General features: G+C 71.3%; 17 protein-coding genes. 2 read left to right on the forward strand and 15 right to left on the reverse strand.

Features of this window, described 5'->3' with window-relative positions:
- Positions 1 to 142 precede the first annotated feature (142 nt).
- The 12 genes from LEL83_RS02310 to LEL83_RS02365 all read right to left on the reverse strand — a co-directional run bounded on the left by LEL83_RS02310 (position 143) and on the right by LEL83_RS02365 (position 10,792).
- A complete protein-coding gene (locus tag LEL83_RS02310) occupies positions 143 to 1,459 on the reverse strand; it encodes an ATP-dependent DNA helicase (RefSeq protein ID WP_225557603.1) in 1,317 nt (438 codons plus the stop codon).
- Complete coding sequence (locus tag LEL83_RS02315; RefSeq protein ID WP_225557604.1) at positions 1,456 to 3,576, reverse strand: bifunctional copper resistance protein CopD/cytochrome c oxidase assembly protein; 2,121 nt, start codon at positions 3,574 to 3,576, stop codon at positions 1,456 to 1,458. Before LEL83_RS02315 ends, LEL83_RS02310 begins: the two co-directional genes overlap by 4 nt.
- A 128-nt stretch (positions 3,577 to 3,704) precedes the next feature.
- Positions 3,705 to 3,992 (reverse strand): HU family DNA-binding protein, encoded by a 288-nt coding sequence (locus LEL83_RS02320; RefSeq protein ID WP_225557605.1) that lies wholly within the window; start codon positions 3,990 to 3,992, stop codon positions 3,705 to 3,707.
- Positions 3,993 to 4,282: 290 nt separating this feature from the next.
- A complete protein-coding gene (rpsN, locus tag LEL83_RS02325) occupies positions 4,283 to 4,588 on the reverse strand; it encodes a 30S ribosomal protein S14 (RefSeq protein WP_017886455.1) in 306 nt (101 codons plus the stop codon).
- Positions 4,589 to 4,590: 2 nt separating this feature from the next.
- Complete coding sequence (rpmG, locus tag LEL83_RS02330) at positions 4,591 to 4,761, reverse strand: 50S ribosomal protein L33 (RefSeq protein ID WP_017886456.1); 171 nt, start codon at positions 4,759 to 4,761, stop codon at positions 4,591 to 4,593.
- Positions 4,761 to 4,997: a 50S ribosomal protein L28 gene (gene rpmB / locus LEL83_RS02335; RefSeq protein ID WP_027464952.1), complete on the reverse strand. Its 237-nt coding sequence runs from the start codon at positions 4,995 to 4,997 to the stop codon at positions 4,761 to 4,763. The genes rpmG and rpmB overlap by 1 nt, the downstream gene beginning before the upstream one ends.
- 504 nt (positions 4,998 to 5,501) lie before the next feature.
- On the reverse strand, positions 5,502 to 6,197 hold the full coding sequence (locus LEL83_RS02340; RefSeq protein ID WP_225557606.1) for an alpha/beta fold hydrolase: 696 nt from the start codon (positions 6,195 to 6,197) through the stop codon (positions 5,502 to 5,504).
- 9 nt (positions 6,198 to 6,206) lie between these two features.
- Positions 6,207 to 6,632 (reverse strand): Fur family transcriptional regulator, encoded by a 426-nt coding sequence (locus LEL83_RS02345; RefSeq protein WP_225557607.1) that lies wholly within the window; start codon positions 6,630 to 6,632, stop codon positions 6,207 to 6,209.
- Positions 6,629 to 7,594, reverse strand: a complete 966-nt coding sequence (locus LEL83_RS02350; RefSeq protein ID WP_225557608.1) for a metal ABC transporter permease — start codon at positions 7,592 to 7,594, stop codon at positions 6,629 to 6,631. Before LEL83_RS02350 ends, LEL83_RS02345 begins: the two co-directional genes overlap by 4 nt.
- Complete coding sequence (locus LEL83_RS02355) at positions 7,594 to 8,439, reverse strand: metal ABC transporter ATP-binding protein (protein WP_225557616.1); 846 nt, start codon at positions 8,437 to 8,439, stop codon at positions 7,594 to 7,596. Before LEL83_RS02355 ends, LEL83_RS02350 begins: the two co-directional genes overlap by 1 nt.
- A 47-nt stretch (positions 8,440 to 8,486) precedes the next feature.
- Positions 8,487 to 9,392 (reverse strand): metal ABC transporter solute-binding protein, Zn/Mn family, encoded by a 906-nt coding sequence (locus LEL83_RS02360; RefSeq protein WP_225557609.1) that lies wholly within the window; start codon positions 9,390 to 9,392, stop codon positions 8,487 to 8,489.
- A 134-nt stretch (positions 9,393 to 9,526) separates the two neighbouring features.
- Positions 9,527 to 10,792 (reverse strand): PTS transporter subunit EIIC, encoded by a 1,266-nt coding sequence (locus LEL83_RS02365; protein ID WP_198657500.1) that lies wholly within the window; start codon positions 10,790 to 10,792, stop codon positions 9,527 to 9,529.
- 180 nt (positions 10,793 to 10,972) lie between these two features.
- Between LEL83_RS02365 and LEL83_RS02370 the strand changes: the two genes are divergently transcribed.
- Complete coding sequence (locus LEL83_RS02370) at positions 10,973 to 11,209, forward strand: PTS sugar transporter subunit IIB (protein ID WP_071279534.1); 237 nt, start codon at positions 10,973 to 10,975, stop codon at positions 11,207 to 11,209.
- The gene (locus LEL83_RS02375) at positions 11,206 to 11,658 is read left to right on the forward strand and encodes a PTS sugar transporter subunit IIA (RefSeq protein WP_198657499.1); all 453 of its coding nucleotides are present in this window, start codon (positions 11,206 to 11,208) and stop codon (positions 11,656 to 11,658) included. Before LEL83_RS02370 ends, LEL83_RS02375 begins: the two co-directional genes overlap by 4 nt.
- Before the next feature lie 87 nt (positions 11,659 to 11,745).
- On the opposite strand, the gene LEL83_RS02380 is transcribed toward LEL83_RS02375, so the two are convergent.
- From LEL83_RS02380 to LEL83_RS02390, 3 genes are all read right to left on the reverse strand, one after another.
- Positions 11,746 to 12,519 (reverse strand): GntR family transcriptional regulator, encoded by a 774-nt coding sequence (locus LEL83_RS02380; protein ID WP_225557610.1) that lies wholly within the window; start codon positions 12,517 to 12,519, stop codon positions 11,746 to 11,748.
- 81 nt (positions 12,520 to 12,600) lie between these two features.
- Entirely contained in the window at positions 12,601 to 13,182 is a 582-nt protein-coding gene (locus tag LEL83_RS02385; RefSeq protein ID WP_225557611.1) for a GNAT family N-acetyltransferase, read from the reverse strand.
- A 177-nt stretch (positions 13,183 to 13,359) separates the two neighbouring features.
- Positions 13,360 to 14,541: dihydrolipoamide acetyltransferase family protein (locus LEL83_RS02390; RefSeq protein ID WP_225557612.1), on the reverse strand; the 1,182-nt coding region annotated here is incomplete at its 5' end.

Here is a 14,541-nt window from a genome sequence, read left to right on the forward strand (position 1 = left end):
CCGGCAGGCGGGCGTCGTGCGTGTGCGCGACGCGGCGGTCCGGTGAGGTCGCACTCCGCCCCGGTTCGGGGCCGACGATGCCGGCCGGAGTGCGACCTCACCGGCGACCAGCGCACCCGGACGGCGGCGGGGACCCCGGGCGTCAGTCGGCGTCGGGCTCGGTACCGGGTGCCGACGCCTCGAGCTCGGTCGCGACGATGCGCGGCGCCTCGGACATGAAGCGACGGACGTCCAGGTCGACGATGATGTCCTGCGGGCGGAGCGGTCGGGTCAGGTACAGCCCCTCGAGCGAGGTCAACCGCGACAGCGCCACGTAGGTCTGCCCCGCACTGAACACCCGGTTGCCCAGGTCGACCACGGCCCGGTCGTACGTGCTGCCCTGCGACTTGTGGATCGTCACCGCCCAGGCGAGGCGGAGGGGGAACTGCTGGAACTCCCCGACGGTGTCCTTCTTGAGTTCCTTCTTGTCGGCGTCGTACGAGTACTTGAACTTCTCCCACACCGACGGCTGCACCTCGAACGACTCCCCGTCGACGTCCACCCACACGGTGTCGCGGATCGCCGTCACGACGCCGAGCGTCCCGTTCACCCACCGCTGGTCGGCGTCGTTGCGCAGGAACATCACGTGGGCGCCGGGCTTGAGCTCGAGGGCCTCGTCGGCGGGGAAGTTCCGTCCGCCGAAGTCACCGTTCACGTCGGCGCGGGCGGTCTTCACCTTGCCCGGCAACCGCTCGAGCGCCGCCTTGTTGATCCGCGCCACCGTGTCGTTGCGGGTCGCCAGGGTGATGGCGTCGTCCGGTGCCGGACGGGCGCCGGCGGCGTTCAACTGCCCGGCGATGTCCGCGGTGACCCGGCCGTGCCGGACCGCGGTGAGCATCGCGGCGAAGGCATCGTCGCGCTGCCGGTGCACGGTGGCGAGCTCGATGATGTTGAGCTCGGTCTCGAGCCAGACCTTCGCGTCGAAGAACCACATCGAGCGGTAGTGATCGGTGAAGTAGGCCCGTTCATCGGCGTCGCCCGGCACCGGCGGCAGCTGGTACGGATCGCCGAACATCACGACCTGCACGCCGCCGAACGCCTCGAACTGCCGCCCGCGAGCCTTGCGCAGCGAGCGGTCCATGCCGTCGAGCAGGTCGGCGTTCACCATGGAGACCTCGTCGATCACCAGGGTGTCGATCGTGTTGAGGAGCTTCCGGGTGTCGGGGCCCTGGCGGAGTTCGGCGTCGGCGATGAGGCCGATCGGCAACCGGAACAGCGAGTGGATCGTCTGTCCGCCGACGTTGAGCGCGGCGACGCCGGTCGGCGCGCAGATGACGACCTGCTTCTCGGTGTTCCACGACAGGTGGTTGAGCAGCGTCGACTTGCCGGTGCCGGCACGCCCGGTGATGAAGACGTGATCGCGGGTGTGCTCGATGTACTCGAAGACCGCGCGCTGCTCGTCGCTCAGCTCGATGCTCATCGGGCGTCGGCCTCCGGGGCACGGTCCAGGTCGTCACTGGCGTCGTCGAAGTCGAGCTCCTCGCGGCTGCCGCGACCGTCACGGCCGGACGACTCCGAGACCCCGGACGCACCGTCGACGTGCGGGGCGGGCGCGGGCCCCGCCTCCGACTCCGTCACGGCGAGGTCGGCCCGCTCGGACCGCGCCGCACCCACGGAGGCCTCGGCCCCTGCCGCACGCACCGGGTCGACCGCTCCGCCGTCGCGCCGGAGCCGCGCGGCCACCACCGCGCCGACGACCAGCAGGAGCAGCACGCCCGCGGCCACGAGCACGATCCCGGCACGCGCCTGGTCGACGAGGGGGTCCGGGCCCCAGGTCCGCCCCATCGCACCGAACCACGACGCCTGGACCAGCCCGAGGGGTCCGCGCAGGGCGACACCGAGCGACACGAGCCCAGCGGCGACCACGAGTGCCCCGACGACCCGGACGAGCGCCGCGGCCACGGAGGGACGGCGCTGCCCGACCCCGACCGGGGTGAACAGCGTCGGCAGGGCCAGCAGCCCCACGACGAGGAAGACGACGTCGATGACGGTCCGACCGATGGGGTCGCTCACCGACCACCGCAGCGCCTCGGTGGCGAAGAACGCCCACCACACCGCGCCAGCGAGCACGAAGGCCGGGAACGGCTGCGCCAGGTACCGCACCGCGGGGTGGTCGACGATGATCCCGGTCCACTCCCGCACGCCGGTGCTGTCGTCGGTCCGTGGGTGCACGGCGGCACGGACGAGCGCGACCGGTGCCGCAGCCCATGCCAGCGCCGGCACGACGAGGCCGATCACCACGTGGGCCCCGACGTTGGCCGAGAGCAGGAAGCGGTCGTACTGGTGCAGCGACCCGGAGGTGGCGACCACGAGCGCGAGGAGGGCGATCGCCGCGGCCACCGGACGTCGTGCCGGCCAGCGCACACCGGCCCGGCGCAGACGCAGCACCCCGGCGGCGTACGTCGTCGCGAGCAGGACGGCGACCATGAGCCAGAACAGGTCGATGTTCCACTGCGTCAGCCAGCCCCAGGCCCCCGGGGCCGACGGCAACGGGTCGTCGGTCAGCAGCTCGGCCGGGGTCGGGGTCGCCGTCCGGCTCGGTGCGACCCGGTCGACCGGGGTGGCCGTCCGCGCGAGCGCAGCGGCGACGCCCGACGCGACGCCCATCACCGCGAGTTCGACGACGACCAGCACCCAGAACGGTCCGCGGCGGTCCGGTGCGGCCGTCAGCGCGCGGATGACCCGACGGCGCTGCAGCGCGCCGAGGACGCCCATCGCGACGATGGCACCGATCTTGACCAGCACGAGCGTGCCGTACGGCGTCGCGAGGTTCGACAGCGCCCCGACGCGGATCTGCGCGGAGGCGATGCCCGAGACGGCGACGAGCACGAAGCAGCCGAGGGCGATGCTCGAGTACCGCGCGACCACGGCGGCGAGCCGGTCACCGGTCAGCACCCCCTGCAGGAGCACGAGGAGCACGAGCCCGCCGACCCACAGCGCTGCGCCCACCAGGTGCAGCCCCAGTGCGGTGACGGCGGCGTCGTGGCTGGCCGTCCCCGCGGCGTGCCCCTGCTGTGCGAGCGGGATGAGGCCGATCATCGACACACCGGCGGTCAGGGCGACCATGCCGCGCGACCGGACGGCGAAGCAGAGCACCGTGACGGCCGCGGCGACGAGCACCGTGACCAGCCAGGCGAGCCCGAGGTCGGTGCCGGTGAGGAACACGCCCATCGACTGCCCGAACTGCTCGTCGAGGCTGACCCGCGAGCCGGCGACGCTGAGGAAGGTGCAGAAGGTGGCGACGGCCGAGGACACCGTCCAGATGCCGCTCGCACCTGCGGCGACGTCGATGGCGCGGTTCCACTCGGGGCCGGAGCGGGAGAGCCCGACGGCGGCGAGGGCGAGAGCGCCGATCGCGGTGGCCGCGGACAGGTCGACGACGAGCCGCGCGATGGGGAGGCCGAACCGGACGGCGGGACCGGGGTCGGCGATCTGCGCGGGGTCGGCCCCACCTCCGACGACGAGCGCCGTGAGCAGCGCGACGAACCCGACGAGCAGGAGCACGGCGGGACCGGCGGTGCGGGCGATCCGGTTCACCCGTCAAGCCTAGGTGGTGGCCACCCGGCCACCGAACCCGGCGGGCCGATCTGTGGAAGCCGGGACGGGCCTCCCGGGAACGACGGAAGGGACGGCCGAAGCCGTCCCTCCCGGTGCGCGGAACAGTCTTACTTGACCGCAGCCTTGAGCTTCGAGCCGGCGCTGACCTTGACCGAGTCGCTCGCGGCGATCTCGATGGCGTCACCCGTCTGCGGGTTGCGGCCGGTGCGGGCGGCGCGGTGCGTCTTCTCGAAGGCGATCCAACCGGGGATCGTGACCTTCGTGCCGTCGGCGACGGACGTCGAGACGACGCTGAAGAGCGCGTCGACGACGCCGTTGACGGTGGCCTGGCTCTGGCCGGACTCAGCGGCGACGGCAGCGACGAGCTCGGTGCGGTTCAGTGACTTGTCAGCCATGGATGTCCTCCTCGGACTTCTTGCAGTATCGGTCGGACGCACGTGTCGTCCGGCGCCCGGAGCGGTTGCCCCGTGCCACGGTGCCAGTGGGCCGAGGGCCCGGCGGAACCGGAGTTGAACCTACCAGCCACCCAGGGTGAAAACAGCCGACTCGCCCGGATTTCCGGGGTTGTCGGGGCTCCGAGGGGATACGGGAGGGGCAGATGTGACGAATGAACGGTCCGATGTACCCCGCACACAGCGAACGCCCCGCCACCAGGAGGTGACGGGGCGTCGGGTGCTGCGGGTGCTTACCAGGAGCTCTTCGTGATGCCGGGGAGCTCGCCGCGGTGGGCCATGTCGCGGAAGCGGACACGGCTGATGCCGAACTCACCGAGGTGGCCACGGGGGCGGCCGTCGATGGCGTCGCGGTTGCGGTAGCGGATGGGCGATGCGTCGCGGGGCAGCTTCTGCAGGCCCACGCGGGCGGCCTCACGCGACTCGTCGGTGCCGTTCGGGTCCACGAGGGCCTTCTTCAGCTCGAGACGACGCTCGGCGTAGCGCGCGATGATGACGGCACGCTGGTTGTTCTTCGCGATCTTGCTCTTCTTCGCCATGCTTAGCGCTCCTCACGGAAGTCGACGTGCTTGCGGATCACCGGGTCGTACTTCTTGAGCACGAGTCGGTCGGGGTTGTTCCGACGGTTCTTCTTGGTCACGTACGTGAACCCGGTGCCCGCCGTCGAGCGGAGCTTGATGATCGGACGGATGTCCTGACCCTTTTTCGCCATCAGATCTTCTCCCCACGGGCGAGGAGATCCTTGACGACGGACTCGATGCCGCGTGCGTCGATCACCTTGATGCCCTTCGCGCTGAGCGTGAGCGTGACGTTACGACGAAGCGAGGGCACGTAGTACGTCTTCTTCTGCACGTTCGGGTCGAAGCGGCGCTTCGTCCGGCGGTGCGAGTGCGAGATGTTGTGACCGAAGCCGGGAACGGCGCCGGTCACCTGGCACACTGCTGCCATGGTTTCCTCCTGAGTACCGTGCGACCGGACGGCCGCACCCAAGTTCACTTGCCTGGTCCGCACGCGCACGACCACCGGAGTGGAGCGTGCGAGGGGGTTGTACGGACCGCCCAGGCCCGCAGCCCCTGTCGAAGAGGACGTGGACACCGCGCGACCGCGGCGTTCGCGACGGTCGGAGGGCTTGGAACAACTGGGCTCGCCGCGCGGACGCGGAGAACCAGGGGTCTACGTTACGCGAGGACCGGGCGTGTCGCAAGCCGCGCCTCCAGGTCGGGAGGCCCGGTGCGGCCGGGCGCGACCGGTCGCGTGGCTGCGTGGTCCCGACCACCGCCCCGAGTGAGCAGGAGACGTCGGGTACCGCACACGCACCCGACGTCTCCTGCTCACTCGACGGGGCGGGCGGCGCGGCGGGGCGCGGACGGCGCGGGCGGCGCGGCGGGGCGCGGACGGCGCGGGCGGCGCGGGCGGCGCGGGCGGCGCGGCGCGGCAGGCGCCGCGGCCGCGCTACGGGCCCTGCGTCGGCCGCGGGGCCAGGGCCTGCACCATGAGCTCGCCGAGCTGCTCGGGCGCCGTGAACATCGGCCAGTGCCCCGTCTCGAGTCCGACGATCGACAGGTCCTCGGTGGCGACGAGCTCCGCCGCCCAGGCCTGGTGGTCGGCCACCATCGCCAGCAGCTCGGCCGCGGGGATCTCGCACGTGATGATCGTCGCCGGGATGGTGTGCCGCGCGGCGTCGGTGTAGTGGAACCGGTCGGACGGCACCGAGGCCGGCTCGGGGATCGCCCGGCGTTCGACGTCCTGCCGCACCTCCGGCGTCATGCCGCGCACGGTCGCGGGTTCCCAGACGTCCCACGACGGCAGCGGCACCGCCCCGTCGACCACGGGCAGCTCGTCGTTGACGCACCCGCCCTCGGGCCCGGGGAACGTGTCGACGTAGACCAGGTGGGCCACGAGCGAGGGCCGCTGGTCGGCGGCCATGTACGCGATCGGCCCGGCGCCGGAGTGCCCGGCCAGCACCACCGGCTCGTCGGGCGAGGCGACGTCGTCCAGGATCGCGACCAGTGCGTCGACCTGTTCGTCGAGGGTGTCGCCGTCGCGGGTGACGGCCTGCACCGAGTGGCCGGCTGCGCGGAGCAGCGGCGCGACGTCGTCCCACGCGCTCGCGTCGAGCCAGAACCCGGGGACCAGGATGACGTGCATGGTCGGAGGCTACTCGGCGGCCGTGCCCGACGTCCGTGCCGCCGTGCAGACCGCGCACTCGCCGAAGATGTCGACCACGTGGCTGGCGTTCGTGAAGCCGTTGGCGGCGGCGACGTCCTGCGCCCACTGCTCGACGGGGTCGGCCTCGATCTCGACGGTCCGACCGCAGTTCCGGCAGATCAGGTGGTGGTGGTGCGAGTCGGTCGTGCACGCGCGGTACAGCGACTCACCGTCCTGCTGCAGCGAGTCGGCGTCGCCCTCGGTCGCCAGGTCAGCGAGCGCGCGGTACACGGTGGCGAGCCCGATCGTGGAGCCCTCGTCGCGCAGGTGCTGGTGCAGCGCCTGCGCGCTGACGAACCCCTCGGTGGAGTCGAGCGCGCCGCGCACGGCCTCGCGCTGCCACGTGTTCCGCTTGTTCTTCTGCACGGCGTTCATGCTGGGGCACCCACCTTCGTCTCGGCTGATCCTGCGGTCCCGGTCGTCCCGGTCGTCCCGGTCGTCCCGGCCTGGAGGCCCGGTGCGCCACCGCCCCGCCCGTCGCGGCGGGCGACCCGGTCGCGCCCACGGCGGTCCCGCCGCGACCCGATGATCCGGCAGACCACCCAGATGGCGAACGAGATCGTCGTCACGTACGGGCTGATCGGCAGACCGCCGCCGAGCGCGAGCAGGATCCCACCGACGACCGACACCACGGCGAAGGCCGTCGACAGCACCGGCACCAGGACCGGGTGCGACGACAGCCGCAGCGCCGCGGCCGCCGGGGTGACGAGCAGGGAGAGCACGAGGAGCGCGCCCACGATCTGCACCGACACCGCGGTCGCCAGTCCGAGCACGAGCATGAAGACGATCGCGAGCGTCCGCACGGGGATGCCGGCGGCCGCGGCCACGTCGGGGTCGACCGAGGCGAACATGAGCGGCCGCCAGATGACGAGCAGCGTCGCCACGACGATGACCGCGATCACGATCAGGAAGGTCAGCTGCGGGTTGTCGACCGAGACGATCTGGCCGGTGAGCAGCCCGAACTTGTTCGCCGCCCGGCCCTTGTAGAGCGCGAGACAGAGGATCCCGAGCCCGAGCCCGAACGGCATGAGCACGGCGATGATCGAGTTGCGCTCCCGGGCCCGCGAGCCGAGCACGCCGATGAGCAGGGCGGCGACGAGCGACCCCACGAGTGATCCCGTGACGACGTTCACCCCGAGCAGCAGCGACGCGCTGGCCCCGGCGAACGAGAGCTCCGAGATGCCGTGCACCGCGAAGGGCATGTTGCGCGCGACGACGAACGGGCCGATCAGGCCGCCGACGATGCCGAGCACCGCACCGGCCCAGATCGAGTTCCGGACGAGCACCAGGAGCTCGCCGTAGTCCTGGAACGAGAAGACGGACGACAGCAGGTCCATCAGATCCGCCCCTCGTCGGGCGCGACGGCGTGCGGGTCGACCTCGCCCGCGTGGTGGTCGTGCGCCTCGTTCGCCCCGACGATCACGATGCGCCCCATGGTCCGGACGACGTCGACGGGGGTGCCGTACAGCTCGCTGAGCACGTCGGCACGCAGGACCTCGTCCGGTGCGCCGATCCGGAACCGCCCACCGGCGATGTAGAGCACCCGGTCGACGACGTCGAGGATCGGGTTCACGTCGTGCGTCACGAACAGCACGGCCGCGTCGTGCTGCCGGCGCTGGCGGTCGATCAGCTCGGTGACCCCGCGCTGGTGCCGCAGGTCGAGCGAGATGAGGGGCTCGTCGCAGAGCAGCAGGGCCGGGTCGGCGGCGATGGCCTGCCCCACTCGGGTGCGCTGCTGCTCGCCGCCGGACAGGTCGGCGACGGGTGCGTCGGCGAACGCCGTCGCCCCGACCTCGTCGAGGACCCGGTCGACACGCGCTCGGTCTGCACGCGAGGTCGGCCGGATGCCCCACCGGTGCCCGGTGACGCCCTGCGCCACCATGTCCCGCGCCCGGAGCGGGGTGCCGGCCTCCATCAACCGCTGCTGCGGGATGTACCCGATCTTCCGGTGCCCGCGGTGCACGGGCTGACCCAGGAAGGACATCGTGCCGCTCGTCAGACGCTGCTGCCCCAGGACGGTCTTCAGGAGCGAGGTCTTGCCGGCGCCGTTCGGGCCGAGGACCGCGACGAACTCCCCGGGCGCGACGTCCAGGTCGAGCCCCGTCCACAGCGTCCGGGCACCGTACGACAGCCCGGCGTCGCGCAGCGCGAGGACCGGACGAGCCGCAGCCCGGTCGCCCACCGAGGTGGACGCCGGGCCGGAGGTCGCCGCCGGAGCGGTCGAGGTCGTCACTTCTGGAGTGCCGCCTTCACCGCGTCGATGTTCGCCTGCTGCCACGAGACGTAATCCTCCCCCTTCGGGAGCGTCTCCGTCACACCCACCACCGGGACGTCGTTGTCCTTCGCGGCCTGCTCGACCTGCTCGGTCTCGGGGCTCGAGGTCTGGTCGTTGTAGGCCAGGAGTCGGACGGACTCGCTGGTGAAGAGTGCGAGCGTGTCCTTGAGGGCGGCCGGCGGCACGTCGTCGTCCTCCTCGATCGCCTCGGCGAAGGCCTCGGGGGTCTCGTTCTCGAGCCCCATCGCGTCGAAGAGGTACCCGGGCACCGGCTCGGTGTAGGCGACCTCCTCGCCGCCGTCCTGCTGCTCGACCTCGGCCGTCTGCGACTCGAGGTCCTCGAGCTCCTTCGTGAGTGCGTCGGCGTTCTGCTGGAACGTGTCCTCGCTGCCCTCGTCGAGCGCACTGAGGTCCTTCGCGACCTGGTCGACCAGCTTCACCATCGTCGGGTAGCTGTAGAAGACGTGCTCGTTGAAGTCGCCGCCCTGGTCCAGGCCCGACAGCTCGACCACGTTGATCGTGTCGGCCTCCGTGTCCGAGGCGTCGGCCAGCGTCGTCATGAAGTCGTCGTACCCGCCACCGTTCTCGATGATGAGGTCGGCCTTCGACACGGCGAGCTGCGTCCGGGCGCTCGACTCGAACGAGTGCGGGTCCTGCGACGGGTCGTCCAGGATGCTCGTGACCGAGACGGCGTCACCGCCGATGCTCTGCACGATCGAGCCGTAGACGTTCGTGGAGGCCACGACCTTGATCGTGCCGTCGCTGCTGGCGTCGCCCGAGGCGGACGAGGTCGCGCACCCGGTCAGGGCGAGCGCAGCGGCACCGGCGACGAGCGGGAGGGCGAGGAAGCGGTTGCGCATGTGCCGACGGTACCGCTTGCTGATAACGATTGTCAAAACCGCTCTCATCGGTCGGGCACGTGTCGCCCCGGGACGACGGACGGGAGGCGCGGTGCCAGCCGGCACCGCGCCTCCCGTCCGTCACAGGGTGACGTCTACGGCTTGGTGGCCGCGTCGATCGTGTTGTCGGCGATCGTGTCGTCCTCACGCCCCGGGGTGCGGAGGTTCCACTTCTTGATCACGAAACTGAACAGGAAGTAGTAGACGACCGCGTACCCGAGTCCGATCGGGATGAGCCAGAGGCCACCCTCGGACTTGCCGAGGTTGAGCACGAAGTCGATCGCCCCGGCCGAGAACGAGAACCCGTCGCGGATGCCCAGGGCGTTCACCAGGGCGAGCGAGGTCCCCGTGAGCACGGCGTGGATCACGTAGAGCGGGAACGCCACGAACATGAACGAGTACTCGAGCGGCTCGGTGATGCCGGTCACGAACGAGGTGAGCGCGGCCGAGAGCATGATGCCGCCGACGAGCTTGCGGTTCTGCGGCTTGGCGTTGCGCCAGATCGCCAGGGCACCGGCGGGCAGGGCGAACATCATGATGGGGAAGAACCCGGTCTGGAAGATGCCGGCCGTCGGGTCACCGGCGAGGAAGCGCTGGATGTCGCCGTGGTACGTCATGCCGCCGCTGCTGAAGCTGCCGAGCTGGAACCACGGGAAGAAGTTGAGCAGCTGGTGCAGACCGATCGGGATGAGCATGCGGTTCGCGAACCCGAAGATGCCACCACCGATCACGGCGTTGTCCGAGACGGCCTCGCCGGCAGCGGTCAGGGCGATGTCGAAGTAGCGGTACACGAAGGACATCAGCACGGCGATGACCAGGCCGGCGGCCGCGGTCAGGATCGGCACGAGTCGACGACCCGAGAAGAACCCGAGGAAGTCGGGCATCTTCGTGCGGTGGAACCGCTGCCACATCGTCGCGGAGACGAGACCCATCACGATGCCGCCGAGGACGCCGTAGTTGATCATCTTCTGCTCGCCGTTGGCGTCCTCGACACCGGCCAGGACGATCGGCGACATGACCTTCCACACCTCGTACATGACCATGTAGCCGACGACCGCGGCGAGCGCCGTGGTGCCGTCGGACTTCTTGGCCCAGCCGATGGCGATGCCGACGGCGAAGAGCAGCGGCAGCCAGGTGAAGATCGCGTTGCCGGCGGCGCCGATGACCGACGCCCCCTGCTCGAAGCCGGGGATCGCGCCGAGCATGTCCGCCTGACCGAGGCGGTTGAGGATGCCGGCGGCCGGCATCACCGCGATCGGCAGCAGCAGACTGCGGCCGAGGCGCTGGGCTTGCGCGAACAGCTTCGACTGCTTCTTCGGCTTCTTCTTCTCCGGCACGTCCGTTGCAGCAGCGGTGCTCATCGGCGTTCCTCTCGTCATCGGGTGGAGCTGTCGGGGTGAGTTGAGTCGTGCAGCCGGCGCAGGTAACCTCGGGCGGAGTCGCCCAGGCCCGGTCCTGTCCGGTCATGACCAGTTCCGTAGTCTGAACCGCGCGGGGTCCGGTGTCAACCTGGTACGAGAACCCTTAACGAGGAGGAAACGATGGCCGACATCAAGGCAGCCGACATCATCGCCGCGCTCGGCGGTGCCGACAACATCGAAGAGGTCGAGGGCTGCATCACGCGCCTCCGCGTCGAGGTCGAGGACGGCGACCTGGTCGACAAGGACGCCCTGAAGACCGCCGGGGCCCAGGCCGTGGTCGGTGGCGGCACCGGCTGGCAGGTCATCGTCGGTCCGATCGCCGACAACCTCGCGCAGGACATCCAGGACGAGCTGTGACCGCCGTCCGCACCCCGTTCGGCGGCCCGGTCGTCGCACTCGCCGACGTGCCCGATCCGGTGTTCGCCGGGCAGCTCGTCGGCGCCGGTGTCGCGGTCGACCCGACGGGCGTCGAGGGTGCGGTCACCGCGGTGGCCCCGGTCGACGGCACGATCGTCAAGCTGCACCCGCACGCGTTCGCGCTGCAGGGCACCGCGGGCACCGACGTCCTGGTGCACGTCGGCATCGACACCGTGAAGCTGTCGGGTGAGGGCTTCGAGCTCCTCGTCGCCGAGGGCGCGGCCGTCACCGCCGGCGACCCGGTCGTCCGGTTCACCCCCTCGGTCATCTCGGCCGCCGGCTACTCGCCGGTGTGCCCCGTCGTGGTGCTCGGCTCGACGCCGGACTCGGTCGACCAGGGCACCGTCGGCACCACGGTGCTGGACGGCGACACCCTCTTCGAGGTCTAGGGGGTCTCCCCCAACCAGAGCGACTGTGTCCCGCGGAACGTTCGCGGGACACGGTCGCTCTCGCGTCCCGGGGGCCCGGCGCCGCGCCTAGGCGAAGACGCGGGTGGCGGTGACCTCCATCTGCACCCGGTAGCGGTCCGAGCGGTACCAGCTCCTGGTGTGCTCCACCGGGCGGTCGGCGGCGTACGACACCCGGTCGAACTCGAGCAGCGGCGCACCGGTGCGCGTGCCGAGCAGGGTCGCGACGTCGTCGGCGGCGGGGTTCGCGGCGACGGTCTGCTGCGCGCGGTCGATCGGGGTGCCGTACTCCGTCGCGATGATCGAGTAGACCGACCCGGACAGGTCGTGGTCGAGCAGGCCCGGGAACGCGTCGGCGACGAGCCAGGCGTCGTCGACCGACACCGGTGCCCCGTCGGCCATGCGGAGCCGCTTCACGTGGAAGGCCGGCACGTCCGCGTCGATCCGGAGCGCGGCGGCCGTGTCCCTCGGCGGGACGCACTCCTCGCGGACGAGCACGACCGTCGTCGGCTCGTGCCCCATCGCCCGCATCTCCTCGGTGAACGACGCCAGGTGGAGCGTCGACTGCACCGGGCGGTGCGCCACGAAGGTGCCCTTGCCGCGCACGCGTTCCAGGTAGCCCTCGTTGACGAGCTGCCCGAGGGCTTCGCGCACGGTGATCCGTGAGACCCCGTACTCGGCGATGAGCTGCCGTTCGGACGGGATCGCCGCCCCGGGGGCCAGGCGCGTGGTGACGAGGTCGAGCAGGATGCGCCGCAGCTGCTGGTGCTTGGGTTCGGCGCCCTCGGTGATGCGGCTCGTCATCGGCTCCTCGGCTCCATCGCTGATCTGCTCGGTGGTCATGTGCGGACATGACCAGTCCCCATCACAGTAGCGAGTGGATCTCGGAAGACCAACGTGAGCGCCCGACGGCGGCTGGCGCGCTCAGGCGTTGCGGACGAGCCAGGCGAACTGCTCGTCGGAGAGCGCGCGGTCCGTCCAGACCTGCCCCTCGACCCCGGCAGCGGCCTGCGTCTGCACCCCGGGAGCGCCCTGCCACACGAGCGAGAGCCCGGCGCGACGGAGCACTGCGGCGGACGCGGGGTTGTTCGTGAGCACCCGGCCGGTGACCGGCACCGCGGCATCGGTCTCGGCGGCGGCCCGGACGGCGGCACCGGCGATCTCGGACGCCAAGCCCTGACCCCAGGCGTCGGGCGCCAGGCGGTACCCGAGGTTCCAGACCCCGACGGCGGTCATGTCGACGCCGCCGACCCCGACGAAGCCGTGGTCGGACGCGGTCCGGACGGCCCACGAGCCCAACCCGTACCGCGCTCGGCCGCCGATCTTCCGCTGCACCATGTCGACGCTCGAGCTCCGCGCGACGTGTCGGCCGCTCGGCAGGTGCTGCCACGTCCGGGCGTCGGAGAACAGCGCGTGGACGTCGTCGATGTCGGCCGGTGACAGCGGCGTGAGCAGGAGGCGATCCGTTCGGATCTCCTGCGAAGGGGTCAGGAGCTGGTGGACCATGCACCGATCATGCCGCCGACCACCGACATCGACGTGAACACCACGCGACGAGTCCGCGAGCCGGCACATCGTGAGCAGGAATGGTCGGGTGGCCGCGGGGCGACCCGAGCATTCCTTCTCACCGAACGCGACCGCGGCCCGCGAGCGCGGCCCGAGCGCGAGCGTGCGCCCGGAGCCCTAGTCGAGCAGGAGCGCGGGCTCCTCGAGCACCGACGCCACGTCGTGCACGAAGCGCGAGGCCACGTCGCCGTCGACGACCCGGTGGTCGAACGAGGCGCCGATGGTCGTCACCATGCGCGAGCGGACCTCGCCGTCGACGACCCACGGCTTCGGCTTGATCGTGCCCATGGCGACGATCGCGACCTCGCCCGGGTTGAGGATCGGGGTCCCGGTGTCCATGCCGAAGACACCGATGTTGGTGATCGACACCGTGCCGTTCGCCATCTGCTTCGGGGTGGTCTTGCCGTCGCGGGCGGTCAACGTGAGCTCCTCCAGCGCCTGGGCGAGCTCGAACAGGGACATGTCCTGCGCGTCCTTGATGTTCGGCACGATCAGCCCGCGCGGGGTGGCCGCGGCGATGCCGAGGTTCACGAAGTGGTGGACGATGATCTCGCTGTCGGTCCAGGTCGAGTTCACCGAGCGGTTGCGGCGGACCGCCCAGATGACGGCCTTCGCGACGATGAGCAGCGGCGAGACCTTGACCCCGGCGAACGTCGGCGAGGCCTTGAGCCGCTTGACGAACTCCATGGTGCGGGTCGCGTCGACGTCGACGAACAGCGACACGTGCGGCGCCGTGAACGCCGACGTGGTCATCGCCGTCGCGATCGCCTTGCGGACACCCTTCACCGGGATGGTCTCGCGGCGGACGTCGCCCCACTCGGGCGTCTCGATGTTGCGGAAGACGCTGGCCTGCTTGGCGTGGCGGATGACGTCGTCGCGCGTGACCTCGCCCGCGAGTCCGGTCGCGACGATCTCGGTCAGCTCGACGCCCAGGTCCTTCGCGAGCTTGCGGATCGGCGGCTTCGCGAGCACGTTCGCGGCGGGCGACTGCTTGCGCGCCAGGCTCGTGCCCTGCGCCGCGACGGCTTCGGCCGTCGCCTCCTCGCCGGGGTCGGTCGCGGCCAGTTCGGCAGCGATCGGGTCCGCACTGGAGGCACGGCTCGCCTCGGCCGCGAGCGCTGCGGCCCGCCGCGCACCCGGCTTGCGACGGGACGGCGACGAGGTGGCCGAGCCGTAGCCGACGAGGACGGCGCCGGAGGACTCGTCCGCAGCCTGGACGGTGGCGTCGACGGCCACCGACGGGGCCGGCGTCGTGGTCGAGGCGGACGGCGCAGCGGCGACCGGTGCAGCCGTCGCGGC

Origin of the sequence: Curtobacterium oceanosedimentum (assembly GCF_020297365.1) — a bacterium.
In the GTDB taxonomy this organism is placed as follows: Bacteria; Actinomycetota; Actinomycetes; order Actinomycetales; family Microbacteriaceae; genus Curtobacterium.

Excerpts from the sequence above, each read along its gene's own strand:
- LEL83_RS02345 (WP_225557607.1), bottom strand. The coding sequence starts at position 6,632 with ATGAACGCCGTGCAGAAGAACAAGCGGAACACGTGGCAGCGCGAGGCC.
- LEL83_RS02340 (WP_225557606.1), bottom strand. The coding sequence starts at position 6,197 with ATGCACGTCATCCTGGTCCCCGGGTTCTGGCTCGACGCGAGCGCGTGG.
- rpmG (WP_017886456.1), bottom strand. The coding sequence starts at position 4,761 with ATGGCGAAAAAGGGTCAGGACATCCGTCCGATCATCAAGCTCCGCTCG.
- LEL83_RS02320 (WP_225557605.1), bottom strand. The coding sequence starts at position 3,992 with ATGGCTGACAAGTCACTGAACCGCACCGAGCTCGTCGCTGCCGTCGCC.
- rpmB (WP_027464952.1), bottom strand. The coding sequence starts at position 4,997 with ATGGCAGCAGTGTGCCAGGTGACCGGCGCCGTTCCCGGCTTCGGTCAC.
- rpsN (WP_017886455.1), bottom strand. The coding sequence starts at position 4,588 with ATGGCGAAGAAGAGCAAGATCGCGAAGAACAACCAGCGTGCCGTCATC.
- LEL83_RS02385 (WP_225557611.1), bottom strand. The coding sequence starts at position 13,182 with ATGGTCCACCAGCTCCTGACCCCTTCGCAGGAGATCCGAACGGATCGC.
- LEL83_RS02370 (WP_071279534.1), top strand. The coding sequence starts at position 10,973 with ATGGCCGACATCAAGGCAGCCGACATCATCGCCGCGCTCGGCGGTGCC.
- LEL83_RS02365 (WP_198657500.1), bottom strand. The coding sequence starts at position 10,792 with ATGAGCACCGCTGCTGCAACGGACGTGCCGGAGAAGAAGAAGCCGAAG.
- LEL83_RS02360 (WP_225557609.1), bottom strand. The coding sequence starts at position 9,392 with ATGCGCAACCGCTTCCTCGCCCTCCCGCTCGTCGCCGGTGCCGCTGCG.
- LEL83_RS02350 (WP_225557608.1), bottom strand. The coding sequence starts at position 7,594 with ATGGACCTGCTGTCGTCCGTCTTCTCGTTCCAGGACTACGGCGAGCTC.
- LEL83_RS02380 (WP_225557610.1), bottom strand. The coding sequence starts at position 12,519 with ATGACCACCGAGCAGATCAGCGATGGAGCCGAGGAGCCGATGACGAGC.
- LEL83_RS02310 (WP_225557603.1), bottom strand. The coding sequence starts at position 1,459 with ATGAGCATCGAGCTGAGCGACGAGCAGCGCGCGGTCTTCGAGTACATC.